Source organism: Coprococcus intestinalis (assembly GCF_023656595.1).
In the GTDB taxonomy this organism is placed as follows: Bacteria; Bacillota; Clostridia; order Lachnospirales; family Lachnospiraceae; genus Coprococcus_A; species Coprococcus_A intestinihominis.
The window spans coordinates 95,402-117,230 of record NZ_JAMOKJ010000009.1; the positions used below are offsets into that span (position 1 = coordinate 95,402).

18 protein-coding genes are annotated in these 21,829 nt (G+C 44.2%); 2 read left to right on the forward strand and 16 right to left on the reverse strand.

The annotated features are described in order from the left end of the window. Positions 1-26: 26 nt before the first annotated feature. From gatB to gatC, 3 genes are read right to left on the reverse strand one after another with little or no spacing between them, the layout of a single operon-like run. Positions 27-1,460 (reverse strand): Asp-tRNA(Asn)/Glu-tRNA(Gln) amidotransferase subunit GatB, encoded by a 1,434-nt coding sequence (gene gatB / locus NBH03_RS08345; RefSeq protein ID WP_117541373.1) that lies wholly within the window; start codon positions 1,458-1,460, stop codon positions 27-29. A gap of 2 nt (positions 1,461-1,462) precedes the next feature. Beyond that, complete coding sequence (gene gatA, locus NBH03_RS08350) at positions 1,463-2,935, reverse strand: Asp-tRNA(Asn)/Glu-tRNA(Gln) amidotransferase subunit GatA (RefSeq protein WP_250799072.1); 1,473 nt, start codon at positions 2,933-2,935, stop codon at positions 1,463-1,465. A gap of 15 nt (positions 2,936-2,950) precedes the next feature. Then, a complete protein-coding gene (gatC, locus tag NBH03_RS08355; protein ID WP_117526860.1) occupies positions 2,951-3,244 on the reverse strand; it encodes an Asp-tRNA(Asn)/Glu-tRNA(Gln) amidotransferase subunit GatC in 294 nt (97 codons plus the stop codon). Positions 3,245-3,772: 528 nt separating this feature from the next. Between gatC and NBH03_RS08360 the strand changes: the two genes are divergently transcribed. After that, on the forward strand, positions 3,773-4,768 hold the full coding sequence (locus NBH03_RS08360) for a C40 family peptidase (protein ID WP_250799074.1): 996 nt from the start codon (positions 3,773-3,775) through the stop codon (positions 4,766-4,768). A 116-nt stretch (positions 4,769-4,884) separates the two neighbouring features. Here the strand turns inward: NBH03_RS08360 and NBH03_RS08365 are convergent, their stop codons facing one another. The 4 genes from NBH03_RS08365 to NBH03_RS08380 all read right to left on the reverse strand — a co-directional run bounded on the left by NBH03_RS08365 (position 4,885) and on the right by NBH03_RS08380 (position 11,845). After that, positions 4,885-5,232: an Hpt domain-containing protein gene (locus NBH03_RS08365; RefSeq protein WP_250799076.1), complete on the reverse strand. Its 348-nt coding sequence runs from the start codon at positions 5,230-5,232 to the stop codon at positions 4,885-4,887. Continuing rightward, positions 5,229-7,196 (reverse strand): diguanylate cyclase domain-containing protein, encoded by a 1,968-nt coding sequence (locus NBH03_RS08370; protein ID WP_250799077.1) that lies wholly within the window; start codon positions 7,194-7,196, stop codon positions 5,229-5,231. The genes NBH03_RS08365 and NBH03_RS08370 overlap by 4 nt, the downstream gene beginning before the upstream one ends. Positions 7,197-7,438: 242 nt before the next feature. Beyond that, the gene (locus tag NBH03_RS08375; protein ID WP_250799084.1) at positions 7,439-10,687 is read right to left on the reverse strand and encodes an AAA family ATPase; all 3,249 of its coding nucleotides are present in this window, start codon (positions 10,685-10,687) and stop codon (positions 7,439-7,441) included. Then, positions 10,688-11,845 carry an exonuclease SbcCD subunit D gene (locus tag NBH03_RS08380; RefSeq protein ID WP_250799087.1) on the reverse strand — a complete coding sequence of 386 codons (1,158 nt, stop codon included), beginning with the start codon at positions 11,843-11,845 and terminating at the stop codon, positions 10,688-10,690. A 253-nt stretch (positions 11,846-12,098) separates the two neighbouring features. Between NBH03_RS08380 and NBH03_RS08385 the strand changes: the two genes are divergently transcribed. Then, positions 12,099-12,761 (forward strand): peroxiredoxin, encoded by a 663-nt coding sequence (locus NBH03_RS08385; protein WP_227081838.1) that lies wholly within the window; start codon positions 12,099-12,101, stop codon positions 12,759-12,761. Between the two features lie 104 nt (positions 12,762-12,865). On the opposite strand, the gene ectB is transcribed toward NBH03_RS08385, so the two are convergent. The 9 genes from ectB to speE form a co-directional block, all read right to left on the reverse strand. Beyond that, on the reverse strand, positions 12,866-14,104 hold the full coding sequence (gene ectB, locus NBH03_RS08390) for a diaminobutyrate--2-oxoglutarate transaminase (protein WP_250799088.1): 1,239 nt from the start codon (positions 14,102-14,104) through the stop codon (positions 12,866-12,868). 292 nt (positions 14,105-14,396) lie between these two features. Next, a complete protein-coding gene (locus tag NBH03_RS08395; protein ID WP_250799089.1) occupies positions 14,397-15,398 on the reverse strand; it encodes a DHH family phosphoesterase in 1,002 nt (333 codons plus the stop codon). A 52-nt stretch (positions 15,399-15,450) separates the two neighbouring features. Next, a complete protein-coding gene (locus NBH03_RS08400) occupies positions 15,451-15,873 on the reverse strand; it encodes a 2-thiouracil desulfurase family protein (protein WP_215691122.1) in 423 nt (140 codons plus the stop codon). A gap of 104 nt (positions 15,874-15,977) precedes the next feature. Beyond that, positions 15,978-16,238: a hypothetical protein gene (locus tag NBH03_RS08405; protein ID WP_015512852.1), complete on the reverse strand. Its 261-nt coding sequence runs from the start codon at positions 16,236-16,238 to the stop codon at positions 15,978-15,980. A gap of 179 nt (positions 16,239-16,417) precedes the next feature. Then, positions 16,418-17,293: an N-carbamoylputrescine amidase gene (gene aguB, locus NBH03_RS08410; protein ID WP_215691119.1), complete on the reverse strand. Its 876-nt coding sequence runs from the start codon at positions 17,291-17,293 to the stop codon at positions 16,418-16,420. Between the two features lie 6 nt (positions 17,294-17,299). Beyond that, complete coding sequence (aguA, locus tag NBH03_RS08415; RefSeq protein ID WP_250799099.1) at positions 17,300-18,466, reverse strand: agmatine deiminase; 1,167 nt, start codon at positions 18,464-18,466, stop codon at positions 17,300-17,302. A 38-nt stretch (positions 18,467-18,504) separates the two neighbouring features. Beyond that, entirely contained in the window at positions 18,505-19,629 is a 1,125-nt protein-coding gene (gene nspC / locus NBH03_RS08420) for a carboxynorspermidine decarboxylase (RefSeq protein WP_250799105.1), read from the reverse strand. Then, a complete protein-coding gene (locus NBH03_RS08425) occupies positions 19,626-20,885 on the reverse strand; it encodes a saccharopine dehydrogenase family protein (RefSeq protein ID WP_117541403.1) in 1,260 nt (419 codons plus the stop codon). The genes nspC and NBH03_RS08425 overlap by 4 nt, the downstream gene beginning before the upstream one ends. Before the next feature lie 74 nt (positions 20,886-20,959). Then, positions 20,960-21,823 (reverse strand): polyamine aminopropyltransferase, encoded by an 864-nt coding sequence (gene speE, locus NBH03_RS08430; protein WP_250799107.1) that lies wholly within the window; start codon positions 21,821-21,823, stop codon positions 20,960-20,962. Between the last annotated feature and the right edge of the window lie 6 nt (positions 21,824-21,829).

Consider the following 21,829-nt stretch of genomic DNA (forward strand, 5'->3'; position numbering starts at 1 on the left):
TGATACATTCTACCTCTTTATCATTTTTACTGATTCAAAATTTCTGCCAGTATCTTATTCACCGTTCCAGGGTCAGCTTTGCCTTTCATAGCTTTCATGGTCTGACCCACAAGGAAACCGATAGCTTTCTTCTTGCCTGCATGATAGTCTGCCACAGACTGCGGATTAGCTGCAACAATTCCTTCAATAACGCCTTTTAAGGCACCGTCATCAGCTTCAATCTTCAGACCGTTTGCCTCAACATAAGCTTCAGGATCCACATTCTCTGCAAAAACCTTTTCAAAAACATCTCTGGCTGTCGGTCGATTGATAGTGCCTGCATCAATCAGTTCGATCAATTTTGCAAGATGATCCGGTGAGAATTTCAGATCTGCCGCATCCATTTCATGTACTTTAAGCAAACGCATGGTATCCACAATCAACCAGTTTGAAACTTCCTTCGGCTTTTTACAGATAGCAGCAGCCGCTTCGAAAATATCGGCCATTTTCCTGGATTCCGTCAAAATGGCTGCGTCGTGTTCTGTCAGGCCATATTCTTCTACATAACGAGCCAGCTTGGCATCACGCATTTCCGGCTGAGCCGCTTTCACCCTTTCAAGCCAGGCATCGCTGATGGATACAGGTGGAAGATCCGGATCCGGGAAGTATCTGTAATCCTGTGCATCCTCTTTGGAACGCATGGCATAGCTGGCACATTTATTGTCATCCCATCTTCTTGTCTCCTGCGTGACGGATTTTCCGTCCTCCAGAAGCTCGATCTGACGGTTCATCTCCCCTTCAATGGCCCGGGCAATAGCCTTGAAAGAGTTCATATTCTTCATCTCTGTTCGTGTGCCCAGTTTGTCACTGCCTGCCTCACGAACGGACAGGTTGATATCTGCACGCAGGGAACCTTCCTGCATCTTACAATCAGAAACCCCCAGATACTGCAAAATCATCCTCAGCTTTTCCAGGTAAGCAATCACCTCGTCCGCACTGCGCATATCCGGTTCACTGACAATTTCGATCAGCGGCACACCGCATCGGTTATAATCAACAATGGTGCAGTCTTCCCACTCATCATGAATCAGTTTTCCTGCATCCTCTTCCATGTGAATCTCATGAATGCCGATGCTCTTCTTCACACCATCCACTTCAATGTCCACATGACCATTTCGGCAGATTGGCAGATAAAGCTGTGAAATCTGGTAAGCCTTCGGAAGATCCGGATAAAAATAATTCTTTCTGTCGAACTTGCAGTACTGTGTAATATCACAATTTAAAGCCACACCGGCTGAGAGCGCATACGCTACAACCTGTTTATTCAAAACAGGCAAAGTACCTGGCATACCTGCGCAGACAGGGCAGACATGGGTATTCGGTTCGCCGCCGAATTCTGTCGTACAACCGCAGAAAATCTTTGTTTTTGTGGCCAGTTCACAGTGAACTTCAAGACCAATGACTGTTTCATATTCTCTCATGTCTAGTTCTCTCCCTTCACACATGCCGGCCGTTCATAGCTTCTTGTCTGTTCCAGTGAATATGCCGCACGAATCAATGTTTTTTCTGAAAATACCTGTCCGATCATCTGCACACCGATCGGCAGTCCGCTGCTGTCGATACCGCATGGCAGACTGATACCCGGAAGCCCTGCCAGATTGACCGAAACAGTATAAATATCACCCAGATACATCTTCAGCGGATCAGACAGATTCTCACCCATCTTCAAAGCGGTTGTCGGTGCTGTCGGTCCAAGGATGATATCATATTTTGCAAATGCATCGTCAAAACCTTTCTTGATCAGTGCTTTGACCTGAAGCGCTTTAATATAGTAAGCATCGTAATAACCGGAACTCAATACAAAGGCACCGATCATCATTCGACGCTTGACTTCCATACCAAATCCCTCATCACGGGTTTTCTTGTAAACATCCTGAAGATCCTCAAAGTCCGGTGTCCGGTAACCGTATTTCACACCATCAAACCTGGAAAGGTTGGAGCTGGCTTCTGCCGAAGCGATGACATAATAAGCCGGGATCGCATAATCCACCATATCCATATCAAACATTTCCACAATGGCGCCTTTTGCTTCCAGTGTCTTTGCTGCTGCCAAAACAGCTTCTTTCACTTCCGGATCCAGACCTTCACCCAGATACCCCTTCGGAATACCGATGCGGAGTCCTTTCACATCATCCACAAGGGCTTCCGTAAAATGATAATCATCCATCTTCACACTGGTACTGTCTTTGGCATCATAACCTGCAATGGCTTCAAAAACTGCCGCACAATCGGAAACATTTCTTGCGATCGGTCCAATCTGGTCCAATGAGGATGCATAGGCAATCAGACCATATCGTGAAACACTGCCGTAAGTCGGTTTCAGACCTGTGACACCGCAGAAAGAACTTGGCTGACGAATAGAACCACCGGTATCAGATCCCAGTGCATACCATGCTTCCTCAGCCGCTACAGCTGCAGCCGCACCGCCTGAAGAGCCACCCGGTACACGTTCCGTATTCCACGGATTCTTTGTCGGGCCAAAATAAGAGGTCTCTGTTGTACTTCCCATGGCAAACTCATCCATATTAACCTTACCAATAATAACAGCCCCTGCCGCTTCCAGTTTCTCAATCACTGTCGCATCATAAGGCGGCTTAAAATTATTCAAAATCTTCGAACTGCATGTAGTCAGGACACCTTTTGTGCAGATATTATCCTTGATTGCCACAGGTACACCGGCCAACGGTGAGTTATTCAGTTCACCGGCATCGATCTGTTTCTGTACTTCCGCCGCACGCTTTAAGGCTTCTTCTTCCATCACTGTCACATAGCAGTTATACACGCTATCCCGTTCTTTTATCTTCTCAAGCTGGGCTTTAACAGCTTCTTCCACCGTCACTTCGCCCGCTTTAATCTTTTTTCCCAATTCAAGGGCTGTTAATGCTGTGATCTCCATCTGTTTCTCTCCTCGCTATTCAACCGTTCTCGGCACTTTGAAACCGCCGTCTTTCTCTTCAGGGGCATTGGCCAGAATATTGTCTCTGTCCGGTCCGTTTGTCACAAGGTCCTCCCTGAAAACATTATGATAGGCAAATACATGAGACATCGGCTCGATACCTGTTGTATCAAGTTGATTCATTGTATCCACATAGCCGATAATATTGCCGAGATCCTTCTTGGCACGCTCTTTCTCTTCATCTGTCAGATCAAGCTTTGCCAGTGCGGCTACATATTCTATTGTTTCATCTGTGATTGCCATCTTCATTCCTCCAGTCTCATCTAAACAGTACAGCAGATATCATTTTTTATATAAAAGGATCTTGCTCGCAAGATTCCCCGCATCTTACATTCTATCTGCTTTTATTTATCACATACATTCTTTCCCGTATTCACCGATTTCTTTATCACATTAAATCAGTAAATATTTTACGCGAATAATGAGGCAAAGCCCATGCTCGCATGGCACCTTGCCAAATATCGCGATACCGGATGAAACTCGCAAAGCGTGTTTCATCCGGTTCCCTAATATACGGTATAGTATAACAAATAATGAAAAAATAGAGAAGAGCATGTCAGAAATTTTTTCTAAAAACGTAATAATCAATAAAAGCGATACAATTTTGATGCAGGGGAATGGTATTTTTTTATTAGGTTCATTGGATATGGCATGCGAAACTCATCGGTCTACGAATATTTTTGAGGATTGCGAAAGTGCAAAGCACGTAGCAATCTGGTATCAAAGGGGTCAAAATACCTTTTGACCCCAACATCATGTAATAGGGGGATAATAATTATGAGCAGAAATATTAAAGGGTTATATACTGAACTGGCTTTTGAGGATGGAGCTGCTCTGGTTGATGAATCAATCGTCAGAGAACAGCTCCGGCAAAAGCGTTTAAAAAGGCAAAGAGCCAGGAAGAAGGCCCGACGCAGGGCTTTAAGGCGTCGAATTATTCTGTTGTTTCTTGTAGTGATTGTTGTTTGCTCGGGCGGTTTGATGGTATACGAACAGTTTCTGTCCCATGAAGTAGTTCTGGGAAACCGCGTTTACCAGAATCCACTGAAGTATTACCAGATTCAGGACAGTATTTCCTTATCCGGCGGTGACTATGAATTGTCTGAGGGCTATGAGGGATTAAAAACAGCCAAAGTGATCCAGACACTGGGGCTAGGCAATGCTGTTGGTATGAACGGTGCCCTTTATACATCTGAAATTGCCGACGCAGTTGCTGATTTTCAAGCTCAGCATGGTCTGAATGCCACCGGCACAGTCGATCTGACTACCTGGCTGGCCATGGGACTTTCTGAGGACGACTGGTACACCCTCGGTGCCTATGTTTCACCGCTTCGTATAGACAATACCAGCAGTCGGACTGCCTGTATTGAAGCCATGATCAGCAGGGCCTATGACTATCTCGGGGATAATTATATCATCGGCGCATCCGGTGCACCGGGGCTTGGCATCGACTGTAGCGGTCTCATTATGCAGGCCCTTTATGCCGCCGGTATCGATATGAGTCCGATCAATCCTGTACGGCATGCCTCACCGGGTTATGAATATGAATCCGCAAATATCTGGGCCTCCTCTAAATTCAAACATGTGGATTACAAAGAACGCAAGCGCGGCGACATCATTATCTACTGCAATGAAAAAGGTACCGTCATTCATTCTGCCATCTACCTTGGCGATGATAAAGTCATTGAAGCCTGGCCAAATCAGGTAACAGAATCTGCTGTTCTTAACTATCAGCATTCTTTAGTTAAAGGTGTGGTCCGGCCTTTTGTTTAAAATAAAAACAATAGAAAATAGAGCAGCGCCATTCATCATTTCCGATGTGTACCGCTGCTCTATTCTCTATTGTTTTGACGCATTCATTGCCTCAATCAATCATCAATCAACGGCCTTTAATCAATCGCCTTAATTGCAGCAATCAGACGGTCATACTGTTCAACAACCTGCTGATACACGACTTCACTGCCGGTAATTTCGTATCCGCGCAGCTGTTCAGTTAAAGCCGCACTCACTTCATAGAGCTTGTCGAATCCAAGATTCAGGCAAATGCCCTTCATTGTATGTGCGGCACGGAAAGCGCTTTCGCCATCTCCTGCTGCCAGTGCATTCTTCAATTCTCCGAACGTCGGATCATCGATGAATTTAACTGCAAAACGTTTGATCATCCCTTCACTTCCGAGTCGCTTCAATACATTATCATAATTCGATTCTACAGATTCATAAGCTTCTTTTAGCGTCATCTCAATACCTCCAATTGACTCTCTTCATGTATCTTATCCTTGATATCCACCAGACACTCCATCAATATCGGATTAAATACACCGCACTCACCATTCAGGATCATTTCAATAGCCTTCTCATGCGAGATTGCCTTCTTATAGACACGTTCACTGACAAGCGCATCATACACATCCGCTACAGAAACAACCTGTGCAGAAATCGGAATTTCATCTCCCCGCAGGCCATCCGGGTAACCTTTGCCGTCGTATCGCTCATGATGCCATCTGCAGATTTGATAAGCTGCCTTAAGCAACGGTTCCTCCTGATACGCTCCAAGATTCTCAAGAATCGATGCGCCGATCAGCGTATGACTCTTCATAATCTCAAATTCTTCTTTCGTCAATCTGCTCGGTTTATTCAAAATCTTGTCATCAATGCCAATCTTGCCGATATCATGCAGGGCTGATGCCAATGTGATCCTATACTGGTCTGACCATGTCAGATCATAATGATCTGTTTTCTGAACAAGACGCTCCAGAAGCAGACCTGTTAATATGTTAATGTGCTCAACATGGAGCCCACTCTCACCATTACGAAACTCAACAATCTGGCTCAATATCCGGATCATGATCTGATTGTTCTTCTCTTTCTCATCAATCTGGTCTGTTACAAGAGTAATCAGACGACGCTGCTTCGCATACAATTTGATTGTATTGACGACACGTCGGAAAACAACCTGGGCATCAAAAGGTCTGCGGATATAATCAGAAACGCCCATATCGTATGCTTGCTTAATGTTGGACGCTGTATCATCACTGGATATCATAACAACAGGAATATCTTCAATCCAGTGATTACGGTTCATCTGGACCAGGACTTCAAAGCCATCCATCACCGGCATATTGATATCCAGCAGAACAAGTGAAATACCCATACCGTACTGTTCCAGTGCATCCAGACATTCCCGTCCGTTGGAAGCCTCCAGGATTCTGAAATCATCCTTCAGCATTTCTGACAGCAGCGCCCGATTCAGTTCCGAATCATCCACGATCAGAATCAACTGTCTGATTTTCTCACGGTCATGCAGCATTCCTTTCTTGATACCATCCGCCACCAGGTTATCCTCCGTAACGACCATATTCTTGCGATTCTTGGCCTGATACATCAGTTTGTCCGCTCTTCCAATGGCATCCTCGATCACACTGCCGTTGGACAAAACACCGCCGATGCTGGCTGACAATCTCAGACCGCCATGCCCCGGCACATCTGCTCTGCGGACCTCATCCAGGATCTGAAGCAGCTTGTTCTTGAAATCCTGTTCTTTGATGCCCGGCATAATCAGCAGAAATTCATCACCGCCATAACGAATCAGCATATCTGTCTTTCGGGTACAGTTTTTGATAATATTGACAAAAGTAATCAGCACAACATCACCGGTATCATGGCCAAATGAATCATTATACAACTTGAAATCATCCAAATCGATCATGGCTACTCCGGCTGATACCGTCGACTTACGGATCTTCTCTTCAAAATACCTTCTGTTATAAGCCCCTGTCAAAGCATCCTTGTACAGTTGTTCATGGTAACCGCCGAAATGTCTCAGCAGTTTCTCACGCTGCTTCTCATCAATCATATAGTTATCATCCATCCGTTTGACAAGTTCCAGAACATATGGTTCTCCTTCGACTTCCATATAGCGTGCGGTCACTTCGTACAACTGAGATCCGATATATTCCAGTTTCGTATGAACGTCTTTATCTCTCAGAGCCTGCAGCACAATACAGCTGTCGTTGTCACACGGATGCTCTTTCTCCCAGAAATCAAACTTCTGCTCCGATTCTGTAAGGGAATAAGAACCCAGTCCCTTTCCGATCAGTTCTAATGCATGCATATTCAGCAGACGTACACCGTCAAATACCGTCTTAAAAAGCTCCATTTCCTTTAATGCCTGTTCTTTTGTCTCCTTTATCCCTGCATCCATTTGTTATCTCCCTGTATTACATCCACATCAACAAGTGCGGCAATCGGCTTTTGTACATTCCGTCTCTATACATGAAAATGCACCACAGCCTTCATCTGTGATGCACAAACTTACTATAGCTAATCCAATTTTAACATACTCCTGCTGTCAATTCAAGTTATGCCCCGTATAAATATAGGTATCAATTAATCACATACATTCACCGGATTGCCGTCCAAATAAGCATAACACTGCCCCTGCTGTCAGCTGATCTGCCATCTGGCTGAACTACCCTCTTCATCTTTGCTGACAATCAGTTGGTCTTCTATTTCCTGTTTCAGCTCAGACACATGTGAAATAATACCTATCAGCTTCGATCCTCCTGCCATCTGCTGCAATACCCGAACTGCCTGATCTCTTGATTGACTGTCCAATGAGCCGAATCCTTCGTCAATAAACATCATATCCAGATGAATGGCCGATGAACTCTGCTGGATCTGATCTGCCATGCCAAGCGCCAGCGACAATGCCGCCATAAACGACTCTCCGCCGGAAAGAGTGCGAACCTCCCTCTCCTTGCCGGTGACGTTGGAATAAACCATCAAATCCAGGCCCCTGTTTCTTCCTTCACCCGCCTTCGTGATATCACACATCCGCAGTTCAAACTGCCCGGCAGACATTTCACCGAAACGCCTATTGGCGGCATACAGAATTCTCTCAAGGTAATATCGCTGCACATACGTCTCGATATCCATTCTGGCTCCCGTCACTTTGCCTGCTAACAAATTGTACAAATCATCCAGTCTTCTGTGTTCTTCCATGATTTTGCTTCGTTCAGCCATCTTCGGCATCAACGCTTCACAAACCCGATGATTGGTTTTATACATTTCTGCATAGCGCTCATAAAGAGCCTGTTCTTTTTTCCATGCCGCTTCTGCTACATTTTGTTCAGAACAAAGCTGTTCCATATCCGGCTTCACATGGCCGTCAATGGCTTTCTCTGCTACTGCCTTCTGCTTACCTGCTGCACTCAGCTTACTCTGATATTGTCTGATTTTTTCTTCAAACTGCTGTCTGTCTGCCTTATCATAACTTTCTGTCACACACTTCCATTGAGGCTCCGTCAGCTGTTTTTCCTCCATCAGCTGTATATAGACTGCTTTTCGTTTATCACTCTTATCCTGCAAATTCGGAATATCGCGTCGATGCTGTGCAATTTCTAGCTCTGTCTTTTCTTTATCTGATCGTACTTTTTTGTCAACTCCATCACAGCTATGATATTGCTTTTCTGCGTTCTTCTTCCTTTGCTCGGCCTGCTCCATGAACTGATTGGCTTCTTCTTCAGATTTATAATATGTAGAAATAAATGTACTCTTTAACTCAGCTTGAGCTGCCGCCAGCTCGGCTTTGGTATCAGCTAACATTTTTTCTGCTTTATTTTTTTGTGCAGTCAATTCTTCTTTTTCCTTGGCAGCTTTCGTCAGCCATTTTTTGAGCTGCTGCAGCTGCTTTTTGTCTTTCTGCAGCTGTTTCTCTTCATCTTTCAGCGCTTTCTTCCAAGTCTCAATCAGACTTTGAATCTCTTCACTGTCCAACTCACCCATCTCATCACGGCTATATGCAATTACTTTCTGCCGAAGTTTTTCCCAAATTTGTATGCAATTTTTTTTCTTTGCATCCAGCATTGCTTTTGCCTCTCCGGCTTTTTTCGCTGCCGCCGCCTGTCCTTCTTGAAGTTCACGTACACTCTCAGACAATATATTCAATTCTTCCTTGGTCAATGCCAATTTTTCTGCCTGATGAGGATGCGGATGTATGGTCGAACCACAGACCGGGCAAGGTTCTCCCCGCTGCAGTTTCTCTGCAAGGAAACCAGCCTGCGCATCAAGGAAATCATTATAGGCCTGTATGTAAGCCGTATTCTCCTTATTAAATCTGTCTTTAGCATCAGCATAGACCTTGTCTGCTTCTTCAGCACACCTCTGTTGGCTGAAGCAATCCTTTTCTTCATCCTTCCAGCTCTCAAAATCCGCCCCGATACCTGCAATATCCCGCTGCTTTCCTTGTAAAATAATCATGCGGCTATCCGTATCGGACAGCAGTTCAGCCTGAGTCTGCCACTGTTTCTCATTACTTTCAAGATCTGACAGACTTTCCTCTGCTATTCTGGCCTGCTTTCCTGCTTCATCGACTTTTGTTTGAGCCGTCAACACCTTCCGTTTAGCTTCAGCCATTTTGGAAAAAGCTTCTAAATCATTTTCGACATGGGTTTTCACTTCCGAGAAATCCATCAATGCCTGTTCCTGTACTTTCTTTGCCTGCTGCAGTTGAACTGCCGCCTGTTCACAGGCCATTTTCTGTTCCGGCAGTGCCTGCTCATTGGCAGCGAGTGCCTGTCGGGCTGTTTCAAGCTGTCCACTGACCTCCTGATATTGCTTCCAAAGCGTCAAAATATCATAGGCATCCTCAATCTGCCGCATGCATTGCTGCCATTCCTGCATCAAAGGCTTTATTGCTTCACATTCACCCAGTTCCTTTTCAGCTTCCTCAAGCTCCTTGTAACGTTCCAGCAACTGCCCTGCTTTTGTGACAGCATCTCTTTTCAACAGATAGACTTTATACAATTGGCTTGTCTCTGACTCTGACTGCTGCACCTTATCCTTCGTCCATTCACTGACTGATACCAAGGTCTGAAGTAAAGCCTCCATATCCGGCAATGAAAGCCTTTCTGATTTAAGGATTCTTTCTTTTAACTCCTGCAGTTTATTCGCATCTCTACACTCGTCCGCTATTTGATCCGCTGCACCATTCTGTTCCTGATCCGTCTCTGCACCATCCGCTGTCACCAGTTTCGGCACAAGAATATGTCCCACTTCTGTCTGACAGGCTGTCTTGATCTGTGCGATTTTCCTGTCCTTGTCCTTACGGCGCTTTGCCAGCTCATCCACAATATTCTGGTAAAGTTCTGTATTAAAAAGTTTTCTGAAAATCACTTTCTTGTCATCGGATTTTGCGCGCAAAAGGGCCATAAACTCCCCCTGGGCAATCATTGCCACCTGCATAAACTGGTTCTTCGTCAATCCGACGATTTCTTCCAGCTTCTTGTCTGTTTCCTTTGACGGATATTCGGTTCCGTCTGACATAATCAACGACACACTGCCGCTCTCTTCCTTCAGACCGGTTCCTCTTTTCAGAGGGCGGACATGCTTCGGTACACGTCGAACCGTATAGTGCACATCTTCACTGCCTTCCTTTTCTGAAAAAATCAATTCCACAAAAGGCTCCACAGATGCCGCTGCAAACTGACTCTGTAATTCGGCACCGTTCTTCCTATTCACAACAGAACTGGCTTCTCCGTAAAGTGCAAAAACAATAGCGTCAAAAATTGTCGTCTTCCCGGAACCTGTATCGCCCGTTATCAGAAATAAATTCTGATCCGGTTTTGTAAAATCAATCACCGTCTTCTTCCCATATGACCCAAAGGCCTGCATTGTCAGCTGAATCGGCTTCATCTATTTCACCCCCTGCACGGTATGTATCACATCCCGAAGAATCGTTTTCTCTTCATCATCCAAATCCTTCAAAAAGGAACAACATAATTCAAAAGGATCCTGTTCCTTCTCCGCCATCAGCTGCTCACTGTAATCGGCTTTTCGAAGTACTTCCCGTCGGATTTCCAGCAAATACGGAAACGCCATTCGGATTCTGTCCTGCATATCCATAATATCTAAATCGACTCTATCCGTCAGGATCACCGTCACGAAATCCTCGCAGGCCTGTGCCAGTACTTCTTCAAGACTGCCTTTGATGATCCGCACTTCACGCAGCGGTTTCAGCGGCAGCACTGTTATCTTTACTGACGTCTTGGAATCTTTTTCACCTATTTCCACCATAATGACACCCTTTTGCTGTCCGGCTTCACTGACTGAGCAGGCCAAAGGCGTTCCGCAGTAACGATACAATTCGCTGCCCACTTTCATTGGTTTATGAATATGTCCCAGCGCTGCATAATCAAAGGCTTCCAGCACATCTGACGCAACAGCATCGATGTTGCCCACAGTACGAATCTCCGAATCCATTCTCTCAACTGACTCTGCATTCTCTCCCACAGGCAAATAAAACTGATGACTGACTAACACATTTCTCTCTGTCGTATTAACTTCTTCCCTTGCGATCAATTTATGCAAAGTCGCATCATAAGACAGATTATTGCCATTCTCATCCACGCCCACAATCTGCTTCACCATAGACGGTTTGACAAAAGGCAAAAGATAGAAATTCACCGGCCCAAATTCATCCTGAAGCGTCACCTTCTCAATATATTCTTCTTCCCTTCTCGGCGGCAGTCCAATCATATGTACTTTCTGTTCATCCAGAATCTCTCGGAAGCAATTCAAGCGCAGACCGCTGTCGTGATTGCCGCTGATGAGCATCATCTCAGCCTCCGGCACAGCCCTTTTCAGTTCCGTTATAAAGCTGTCAAACACTTCCACTGCCTCTGCCGCCGGAACGGCCTTGTCGTAGATATCCCCGGCAATCACGACGGCATCCGGCTGTTCTTCTCTGGCTAAATCTGTCACCTGCCGCAAAATATCCATCTGTTCTTCCCGTAAATCTCTGTTCATCAGTTTTAATCCGATATGTAAATCCGATAAATGAAAAAACTTCATAAGTACCCCCTTTCATTCATTAGTCTCAACTAATTTTAAACAACAGTATATGCTTTTTACTACTTTGCGTCAAGGATATATGCAAAACAAACAATAACTCAAATGTATTTTCCTATAAATATAATACATAATAAGAAATTTTCTCTCAAGTTATCGCTGCACTTTTATTAAAATATGATAAAATAAAATTGATTATTGTGGATTTTATTTTTAGAAAGGAGGAACTGCAACCTGTATGCAGTTAATATGACCTATGGAAGAAAACAAAATGCCGCTCATTGGTGACCATGCACCAGAATTTCATGCAATGACAACTCAGGGGAAAATTGATTTTCCAGCCGATTATAAAGGAAGTTGGGTTGTCCTTTTTTCACATCCGGCTGACTTTACACCGGTTTGTACAACAGAATTTATTGCCCTTTCCAGGATGAATGAAACCTTTGAATCACTTAACACCAAACTAATTGGACTTTCCATTGATTCACTTCATTCTCATCTTGGCTGGATCAAAAGTATCGAAGCATTGAATTTCAATAACGAAGGAAAAGTGAAGATTCCTTTCCCAATTATTGCAGACATTAGTATGAATGTTGCCAGAAAATATGGTATGCTCCAGACTGTTGCAAATACACAAACCGTTCGTGCAGTGTTTATTATTGATCCAGAGGGTATGATCCGTACCATCTTGTACTATCCTATGTCCACCGGACGAAATATTCCTGAAATTATACGTATTCTACAGTCATTGCAGTTAAATGACAAAACGCATTATTCCACACCGGCAAACTGGCAGCCCGGAGATGCTGTAGTCATGGGGGCTCCATTGACAATTGAAGAAGCTCAGGAACGTCTTGAAAGTTCAGACAATACCATTGAACATCTCGACTGGTACCTTACCATGAAAAAAATGAAATAACAATATAAAAGAAATAATAATGTAAAAGCTCACAGAAATATTCGATGTTTATACACTCTCCTCTTCTGTGAGCTTTTCTTCTATATCCAGACTCTATTCATAGATTAATTCAACACTTCTGCAATGGATTTCTTCACAATCTGAAGGCCTTCCATCAGTGTGTCATCCTCAATTGTCAGCGGAGGCATAATCTTGACAACGCCGTCATGACGGCCTGCAACTTCCAGAATCAGATGATTGTCAAAAGCCTTGTGAATGACCTCGATGGCTTTCTCCGGCGCAATGCCATTGAAATCAATACCCCAGATCATACCGATGCCTCTATGTACCAGTCTTGCATCCATTGGCAGGATCTCTTTCTGAATAAACTGTTCAATGATCTGACCCTTACGTCTGACTTCTTCATCCAGCTTGTGTTCCGTAAAATATCGGATACCGGCTGTACCGCCGATGAAAGACAGCTGATTGCCTCTGAATGTACCATTATGTTCTGCCGGTCTGAAAATATCCAGTTCCGGTTTGATCAGAAGCAGTGCCATCGGCATGCCAAAACCTGAAATAGACTTGGACATAACAACCATATCCGGAACAATGCCTGCTCTCTCAAATGAGAAGAAATAACCTGCTCTGCCGTTGCCCACCTGAATATCATCCACAATCATCAGAATGTCGTTCTCATCACAGATCTGACGAATGCCGCGCAGCCACTCTACACTGGCAGGGTTAATGCCGCCCTCAGCCTGAACGGTTTCAAGAATAATTGCCGCAGGCTTGTCTACACCTGAATGGTCATCCGCCAGAACCCAACGCAAATAAGCCAGTGAATCAAATGTGCCGTCATATGGAACAAATGTGACATTGGTCAGCGGAACACTGCCGCCTTCACGGCTTGTCTTATCTGTCGTCAAGGCAAGACTGCCGAGACTCATGCCATGAAAAGCACCTGCAAAAGCAATCACATTGGTCCGTTTCTTGTTCTTTCTGGCCAATTTCAGCGCTGCCTCAACTGCATTGGTACCTGTCGGTCCGCAGCACATAACTTTATAATCCAGCTTTCTCGGACTGAGGATCAGTCTCTCGAATTCTGTCAAAAATTCCTCTTTGGCACTGGTGTACATATCCAGTGCATTGATAATATTGTCATCCGCCAGATAATCCAAAATGGCTTTCTTAATCTCAGGATTGTTGTGACCGTAATTCATAGAACCGGCTACAGCCAGGAAATCAACATATCGCTCACCGTCTTCAGAAAACATTTCAGCATTCAAAGCTTTCTTAAAAACGACAGGGTACTTTCTGCAATAGGATCTGACAACAGATTCTCTCTTTTCAAAAATATTCATATTTTATCACACATCATGCCTCATCGTTCAGGCATCCTATTCCTTTCTATATATTCATTGTGTATTGCATCATCATTCAGATTCAGCCTTCAAAATACTCTAAACAATTATCATATTGTACTCTTTTTTTAGTTTTACGTCAACTTTCCTGCCCCGGTATTCTGTTAAAATTCTATGAACTTTCTTACAGTTCTCTTTCTACTTCCACTTCAGGGCAGCGTCCATAATATTGACGATCACCACCTGATGCTCAGACAGTCATTCCGAATAAGTAAAATGCCGATTAATATTATCACCCCAACGATTGTATGCTTTCAATCTGTGCCAGCAGCTGCTCAAGCAATACTTCCGGCTGATCGGTCTCTCTGCGAAGCCCGGCTGCCGCCGCATGTCCGCCGCCACCAAAACTTTTCATCATCTCATTCACATTTATCCATTGTCCATCCGATCTGAAAGAACATCGCCAAATATTCGGTGCTTCCTCATACATAGAAAACCCCATCTCGATATCTTCACAATCTCTGAGCATTCCGCTGATAGGATGAATATCTTCATAGCTGATATGCAGTTTCTTCGCTTCCTGATAGGACATATAAACATATGCCACTTTGCCCTCCATCACGCGCTTCACTCTGCGAAGGATCTCTCCCTGTCTGATCAGATCATCCAATGTCTTATCCTGCATCGTCCGCATCACATAGCGATGATCGGCCCCCATTGCCAGCAATTTTGAACCCGCTGCCTCAATTTCGGCATCCGATCTTGAAAATCGGCTTGTGTCATGAAGAATGCCCATATACAGATAATCTGCCCCATTCGGGTGTGGTGCCGAAGCCGCCTTTTTGAGCATTTCTTTATCTAATATTTCAAAAACGTTATAGGCACAGGATTCCGAAACCTTTATGTCATTGATTATTCCATATCCTTCGTTAGAGGCATGATGGTCAATGATCATCGAAACCACTGCCCGCTGGTAATATTTCATGCCGATGAGCCTTTTAAGCGTTGCTGTATCACAGACAATCACCGCATACCTTTCAGACGCCAACTTCGGACGCTCAAAAGGAGCAAAAATCTCATCCTCCATGACCTGTTTCTTCGGGCCTTTATCCAGTTTATCTGACAAAAAAGGCCATGCTGTATACTGGGGATAATTCACCTTGATATAATGTGCCAGCCCCATGACGGAACCTGCTGCATCCCCATCCGGATTCATATGTCCAAGCAGTACAACTTCTGTCACATCATACTCCCGCATCATCTTCTCAAATTGTTTGTTGAAATCAAAGGCCATTCCAATCCTCTCCTTTATTTATCACAGGTAAAATTATCCATGTATCCTTTTTTCATGCATCAATATCCGCAGCATCTATGGCTCTGATGCCGTTTTCCCGAAGAAGCTCTGCAAAAACACCTTCTCCCGGAATAATCTTTCCACTGAAAGTACCATCATAAACGGCCTTGACGCCGCAGGAAGGACTCCTGGATTGAAGAATGGCCAGATCTGCTTTTTCCTTCAAAGCAATCGTCAATGCCTTGGCAGCCCCGCTCCTGAATGCGTCATCCACGGATCGTCCGTCCCTGCATCTGACAACACCATTCACAATCTCTGCCGGCATTCTCGGCACAGGCAGTCCGCCCAATACTTCCGGACAGACCGGTATAAGTTCATGGTCTTTTACAAAATTCAGCACCGCTTTATTCTCATTATTGCCGCCGCTGTATTTGCAGTTCTCCCCCAAAAGACAGGCACTGACAACAATCCTCATGATCAAGCCGCCTCCTTCGTCCCTTTAGCACAGAAATCACCGATCCGTTTTCTTTTAGTTTTCATCTTCTCTCTCCATCATAAAATATATTTTCCATCCGGTTTCTATTCTGCATCAAAATCTGCCTTAAATACACCTTCAGGTGTCTTCATCGTCAAAATGCCCAGATTAAAGTTCTCATCCTGAATGGTAATATGATATTCAAAGACGACATCTTCGTCAAATTTTGATAATAATATATATTCTCCGTTTTCTTTACCTTCAATCTGGTCACAAATATCATCATACACATCGGCTCCTGAAATAGCCCGAGGATATCCGGATGCCTTAATCTTCTTCTCAATCGCTTCGTACAATTCGTTCATTATACTTCCTCACTTTCTGATTCCTTTTTCTCATAAAAAAAGAACTGCTTATATAGATTTCTATCATACAATTCTTCCTTTAAGCATAAAACCAGGCCCAACCCTTTTTGATAGATAGTACCAGTATACCATACTCAGGAACAAATCGAAAATCAAACAAGCAGTTCTTTTAAAAAATTTTATTGTGTTATTTTTATATACATCTCCGGTCTCCGATCCCGGAAAAGTCCCCATTCAAGACGTTTATCAGCCAGATCATCCAGATCATACACACCGGTTAAAATCTCTTCCTGATCTCTGGACGCGCAGGCTTTCAATCCACCTGTTTCATCTGTCATAAAAGAAGAGCCATAGAAAACAAGGGCTGACCTCTGTCCGCCATTTTCAGGAGATGGGGTCACTTCTTCCCGGCCTATCCGATTGGCAGCAATCACAGGCATGAGATTGGCAGCGGCATGTCCCTGCATGCAGCGTCTCCAATGCGGCATACTGTCACATTCAAGAATCGGTTCGGAGCCAATCGCCGTCGGATAAAGCAGTATCTCTGCTCCCATAAGGGCCATACATCTGGCCGTTTCCGGAAACCATTGATCCCAGCATATACCAATCCCTATCTTGCCGTAACGGGTATCAAATACTTTGAAGCCGGTATTCCCCGGTGTAAAATAAAACTTTTCCTGATAATAATGATCATCCGGAATATGTGTCTTACGATACACCCCCGACAATGTGCCGTCCGCATCAATACAGGCAATGGAATTATATAATGTGTTTATATCCTGTTCATAAAAGCTGATCGGCAATACGACGTTGAGTTCCTTTGCCAGCCGCATGCCCATCTGCACCGCATCGTTTTCTTCCACAGGCTTTGCCAGATGATAAAAATCATATCTGCGCTGCTGGCAAAAATATTCCCGTTCAAAAAGTTCCGGCAGCAAAATGATCTGTGCACCATCTCCCGCTGCCTGCCGTACCATTTTCTCGGCCTTTTCAAGGTTGGTCTGCAGATTCGTACTGCACTGCATCTGAATAGCTGCTATCTTAACATTTCTCATTAATAATTATTCTCCCTGTTCTGCTTTTCCAAATGGAATCTGCTGTGTAATACAATGAATATTGCCTCCGCCTGTCAAAATATCCCTGGCATCAACAGTAATCACTTTCCGTTCCGGGCAAAGTTTTTCCATGATTTCTGCTGCTCTCTGATCACTTTTGATATTTTCTCCGCCAAAAGCCGGCATTACCACTGCACCGTTTGAAAAGTAGAAATTCACATAGGAAGCCGCCAGACGTTCTCCTTCCTCTCTCGTATCTTCACCATCTTCAAAAGCATAACCTTCCAAATCCTCTTTTGTCACACACACCGGCACATCCGGTATCGGAAGCTTATGCACTTTTATCCTTCTTCCTCTGGCATCTGTCTGGGATTCCAGATAGCGAAGACATGCCAGCGAAAGCGAATACTGCGGATCATCTTCCCGATCTGTCCAGGCCAGAACCACTTCTCCCGGTCTGATAAAAGCACAGACATTGTCCACATGTTCATTTGTTTCATCATTATAAATGCCTCTTGGCAACCAGAGAACCTTTTCAGCCCCCAGAAACTGCTGCAGCTTTTCCTCTATCTCCGCTTTTGAAAGCTGAGGATTTCTTCCCCGGCTCAGCAGGCATGACTCAGTCACCATCACTGTCCCTTCACCGTCACTGTGAATAGATCCACCTTCCAGTACAAAGGGAGAGGCATCATAACAGACATAGCCTTCTCTTTTTGCAAATGCTGCCGCAAAAGCATCATCTTTCTGCCATGATGCATACAAGCCGTCTTCCTCACCGCCCCAGGCATTAAATGTCCAGCTGATGCCACGCACTGTGTCATCTTTGACAACAAAAGTAGGCCCTATGTCTCTTGCCCAGGCATCATCGGTTTCCGCCTCAAATACAACCACCGGGAAATGCTTCTTTTCTGAAATTTCCCTCTGAAATTGTCTGTTATATTCATCAGCAAAGGCCTTTGCCCTGGGAAGCGCCGCCTTCCCGCACGCCAGATACACAGCCTCACTTTCAGCAATTGCCTGCATCACAGCGCAAAAAGCCTTTTCTGCCGCTTCAGGATTCTTTTTCCAGGAACCCGGACGCTGCGGCCATATAAGGATACATCCCTTGTGACAGGCATATTCTGCCGGCATATGATAGCCATCTGCTGACGGAATTGTTTTGATATTCTTCATTTTCTTATTCCTAATATACGAACCATATAATATTTTATCTATAAACGCATTTTGAAATCCTGATAGCCGAATTTTCTTACCATTTCTGTGCTTCCATTTTCACGAAGCAAAGCGATGCCCGGAAGAGGCATACCGTTAAAGGTGTTATTCTTGACCATGGAATAAATTGCCATATCTTCAAACACCAGACGGTCGCCAATCTGAACCGGCTTTTCAAAACTGTAATCACCAATCACATCTCCAGCCAGGCAAGTCATAGAAGAAAGCCGATAGGTATACGGTTTCTGATTTGCCTCGCATCCACCGGACAGTGGCGGACGATATGGCATTTCCAGGACATCCGGCATATGACAGGCTGCTGAAACGTCCAAAATCAATATATCCATATCATTATGAACAATATCCATCACCTCTGTCACCATATAACCGGCATTCAATGCCACTGCTTCTCCTGGCTCCAGATAAACTGTCACATGATAGGTATCCCGGATATAGCGAATCAGTTTCACTAGTGTTTCATACTGATAATCTTTCCTTGTAATATGATGACCGCCGCCAAGATTCAGCCACTTTATACAGTGAAGATATTTTCCGAATTTTTCTTCAAATGCCTGAAAGGTTGTCACAAGATCATCCGCATTTTGTTCACACAATGTGTGAAAATGTAGTCCTTCAATCCCCTCCGGGAGAACTTCCGGAAACTGTGCTTTTGTGACTCCAAGTCTCGATGCATAACCGCATGGGTCATAAATGTCATGACCTTCCTGTGTCGAGCACTGGGGATTCACACGGATGCCGACACTGACCCCCTTTGCCTGGCAGATATCTTTATATTTTTCATACTGTGCAAAGGAATTAAAAATAATATGATCGCAGATCGTCACCAGTTCCTGCATATCCGCTTCTTTATAAGCCGGTGCAAAAACATGATTTTCTTTTCCCATCTCTTCATATCCCAGTCTGGCTTCGTACAGGCCGCTGGCAGTTGTTCCGCTGATGTACCGCCCGATCATTGGATAAAGTCTGTACATGGAAAATGCTTTCTGTGCCAGCAGAACATGACAGCCTGTATCCTTTTCTAACTGCTGCAGGATTTCAAGATTGTGTCGGATTCTGCCTTCATCCACTACATAACAGGGTGTCGGCAGTCCCTCAAACATCATTCTACTGTCTGTGGATTTTCATCCACAACCCATGGCAAACCATACTGGTTGAGCATATCCATAAACGGATCCGGGTCAAATTCTTCAATATTGAAGACACCATCTTTATCCCATACTTTATCCAGCACCAATGCTGCACCAATCATAGCCGGCACACCTGTTGTATAAGAAATCGCCTGAGAGCCCACTTCTTTGTAGCATTCCTGATGATCACATACATTATAGATGTAAATAGTCTTTTCTTTTCCATCCTTCTTTCCTGTGAAAATACAGCCGATATTTGTCTTCCCAACCGTGCGAGGTCCCAAAGAAGCCGGATCCGGAAGCAGTGCTTTCAAAAACTGAATCGGAACAATTTCTCTGCCTTCATACATAATTGGTGATGTAGAAAGCATTCCCACATTCTCCAGACACTTCATATGAGTCAGATAGCTCTGTCCAAAAGTCATAAAGAAACGAATTCTTTTTACACCGGGTACATTTTTGGCCAGTGATTCGATTTCCTCATGATGAAGCAGGTACATATCTTTCTGTCCAACCTGAGGGAAGTCATATTCACGTTTAATCTCCATAGGCTCTGTCTCAACCCAATGACCATTTTCCCAATAGGAACCATTGGCAGATACTTCACGCAGATTAATCTCCGGATTAAAATTCGTTGCAAAAGGATAACCATGATCACCACCATTACAATCCAGAATATCAATGGTATCAATTTCATCAAAATAATGCTTCAGCGCATAGGCTGTGAAAACGCTTGTAACCCCAGGGTCAAAACCACTGCCCAGAAGTGCTGTAATACCGGCTTCTTTAAATCTGTCCTGATAAGCCCACTGCCAGGAATAATCAAAATATGCCGTAAATCCTTCGTCTTTGCATCGTTTTTCATAAATTGCACGCCACTGTGGATCATCCGTATCTTCCGGTTCATAATTGGCTGTGTCAATATAATCCACCTTGCATGCCAGACAAGCATCCATGATTGTCAAATCCTGATACGGCAATGCCACATTCAAAACCGCATCCGGCTGATAATCTTTAATCAGTGCGATCAGTTCATCTACATTGTCTGCATCCACCTGGGCCGTTGTAATCTTCGTCTCTGTCGTTTTCTCCAGCTTTTCCTTCAAATCATCACATTTTGACTTTGTTCTGCTGGCAATACAGATTTCTGAAAATGTTTTGCTGTTCTGACAGCATTTGTGAATAGCCACACCGGCAACACCGCCGCATCCAATAATTAATAATCTTCCCATTTTTAATCTCCTCTGCTTTTCCTTTATTTCATCATGTATTTATAATGCATTTGTTATCTGCTCTTTAGAAAGCTCTATTTCTTACGATCTTCCTCTTCCTCCAGCATGTCTTCTACATATCTCGGCAGCATAAATGCTCCTTTATGCAGATTGGTTGTATAATACCAGGTTTTAATGTGACGTTCCTTCCATCTTTTGGCATCCAGATGTTCCAGTGGATGGTATTTCTTGGAAGCAAAACCAAAAAGCCAGTATCCCGAAGAACAAGTCGGAATGTGTGCCTGATATACCCTGCTGATTGGAAAACTGTGACTGGCCTTTCTGTGCATCACTCTGCAGGATTCCTCATCCTCATCATAAAAAGGACTTCCATGCTGATACACCATGATACCGTCTTCTTTCAGCGCTCTATAACAGTTGCCGTAAAACTCTTTTGTAAAAAGACCGGCATTATGTCCCAGCGGATCAATGGCATCGTTGATAATCAAATCGTATTCATTCTGTTTTAAACGCAGAAACTTCAACCCGTCTTCATAATAAATGCTGACTCTCTTATCCCCAAGGCCGCAGGCATTATCCGGGAAAAATTCTTTGCAGACTTCCACAAAAACCCGATCCGGTTCCACCACATCGATTTTCTCGATTTCTTCATAGTAGCCTAATTCTCTGGCCACGCCGCCGTCTCCGCCACCGATCACCAGAACATTTTTTACATGCGGATGTACCGCCATTGGCACGTGCACAATCATTTCATCATAAATAAACTCATCCTTTTCAGAGAATACAATGCTGCCGTCAGCACTTAAAAACCGGCCGAATTCATCCGAATCAAACACATCGATTCTCTGAAATTCTGTCTGAAGTCCAAATAATTGTTTTTGAACCTTGACGGAAACCCTGACTTTCTCTGTGTGATAATCAGAAAACCACAGTTCCATTGCTCT

Bases quoted from the DNA above. Each gene is read 5' to 3' on its own strand.
- NBH03_RS08370 (WP_250799077.1), bottom strand. From the start codon at position 7,196: ATGGATGCAGGGATAAAGGAGACAAAAGAACAGGCATTAAAGGAAATG.
- gatB (WP_117541373.1), bottom strand. From the start codon at position 1,460: ATGAGAGAATATGAAACAGTCATTGGTCTTGAAGTTCACTGTGAACTG.
- NBH03_RS08425 (WP_117541403.1), bottom strand. From the start codon at position 20,885: ATGGGAAGATTATTAATTATTGGATGCGGCGGTGTTGCCGGTGTGGCT.
- NBH03_RS08360 (WP_250799074.1), top strand. From the start codon at position 3,773: ATGAGCAGAAATATTAAAGGGTTATATACTGAACTGGCTTTTGAGGAT.
- NBH03_RS08385 (WP_227081838.1), top strand. From the start codon at position 12,099: ATGGAAGAAAACAAAATGCCGCTCATTGGTGACCATGCACCAGAATTT.
- aguA (WP_250799099.1), bottom strand. From the start codon at position 18,466: ATGAAGAATATCAAAACAATTCCGTCAGCAGATGGCTATCATATGCCG.
- NBH03_RS08405 (WP_015512852.1), bottom strand. From the start codon at position 16,238: ATGAACGAATTGTACGAAGCGATTGAGAAGAAGATTAAGGCATCCGGA.
- aguB (WP_215691119.1), bottom strand. From the start codon at position 17,293: ATGAGAAATGTTAAGATAGCAGCTATTCAGATGCAGTGCAGTACGAAT.
- NBH03_RS08380 (WP_250799087.1), bottom strand. From the start codon at position 11,845: ATGAAGTTTTTTCATTTATCGGATTTACATATCGGATTAAAACTGATG.
- ectB (WP_250799088.1), bottom strand. From the start codon at position 14,104: ATGAATATTTTTGAAAAGAGAGAATCTGTTGTCAGATCCTATTGCAGA.
- gatC (WP_117526860.1), bottom strand. From the start codon at position 3,244: ATGAAGATGGCAATCACAGATGAAACAATAGAATATGTAGCCGCACTG.
- nspC (WP_250799105.1), bottom strand. From the start codon at position 19,629: ATGATGTTTGAGGGACTGCCGACACCCTGTTATGTAGTGGATGAAGGC.
- gatA (WP_250799072.1), bottom strand. From the start codon at position 2,935: ATGGAGATCACAGCATTAACAGCCCTTGAATTGGGAAAAAAGATTAAA.
- NBH03_RS08395 (WP_250799089.1), bottom strand. From the start codon at position 15,398: ATGGCCTTTGATTTCAACAAACAATTTGAGAAGATGATGCGGGAGTAT.
- speE (WP_250799107.1), bottom strand. From the start codon at position 21,823: ATGGAACTGTGGTTTTCTGATTATCACACAGAGAAAGTCAGGGTTTCC.
- NBH03_RS08365 (WP_250799076.1), bottom strand. From the start codon at position 5,232: ATGACGCTAAAAGAAGCTTATGAATCTGTAGAATCGAATTATGATAAT.
- NBH03_RS08375 (WP_250799084.1), bottom strand. From the start codon at position 10,687: ATGAAGCCGATTCAGCTGACAATGCAGGCCTTTGGGTCATATGGGAAG.
- NBH03_RS08400 (WP_215691122.1), bottom strand. From the start codon at position 15,873: ATGAGGATTGTTGTCAGTGCCTGTCTTTTGGGGGAGAACTGCAAATAC.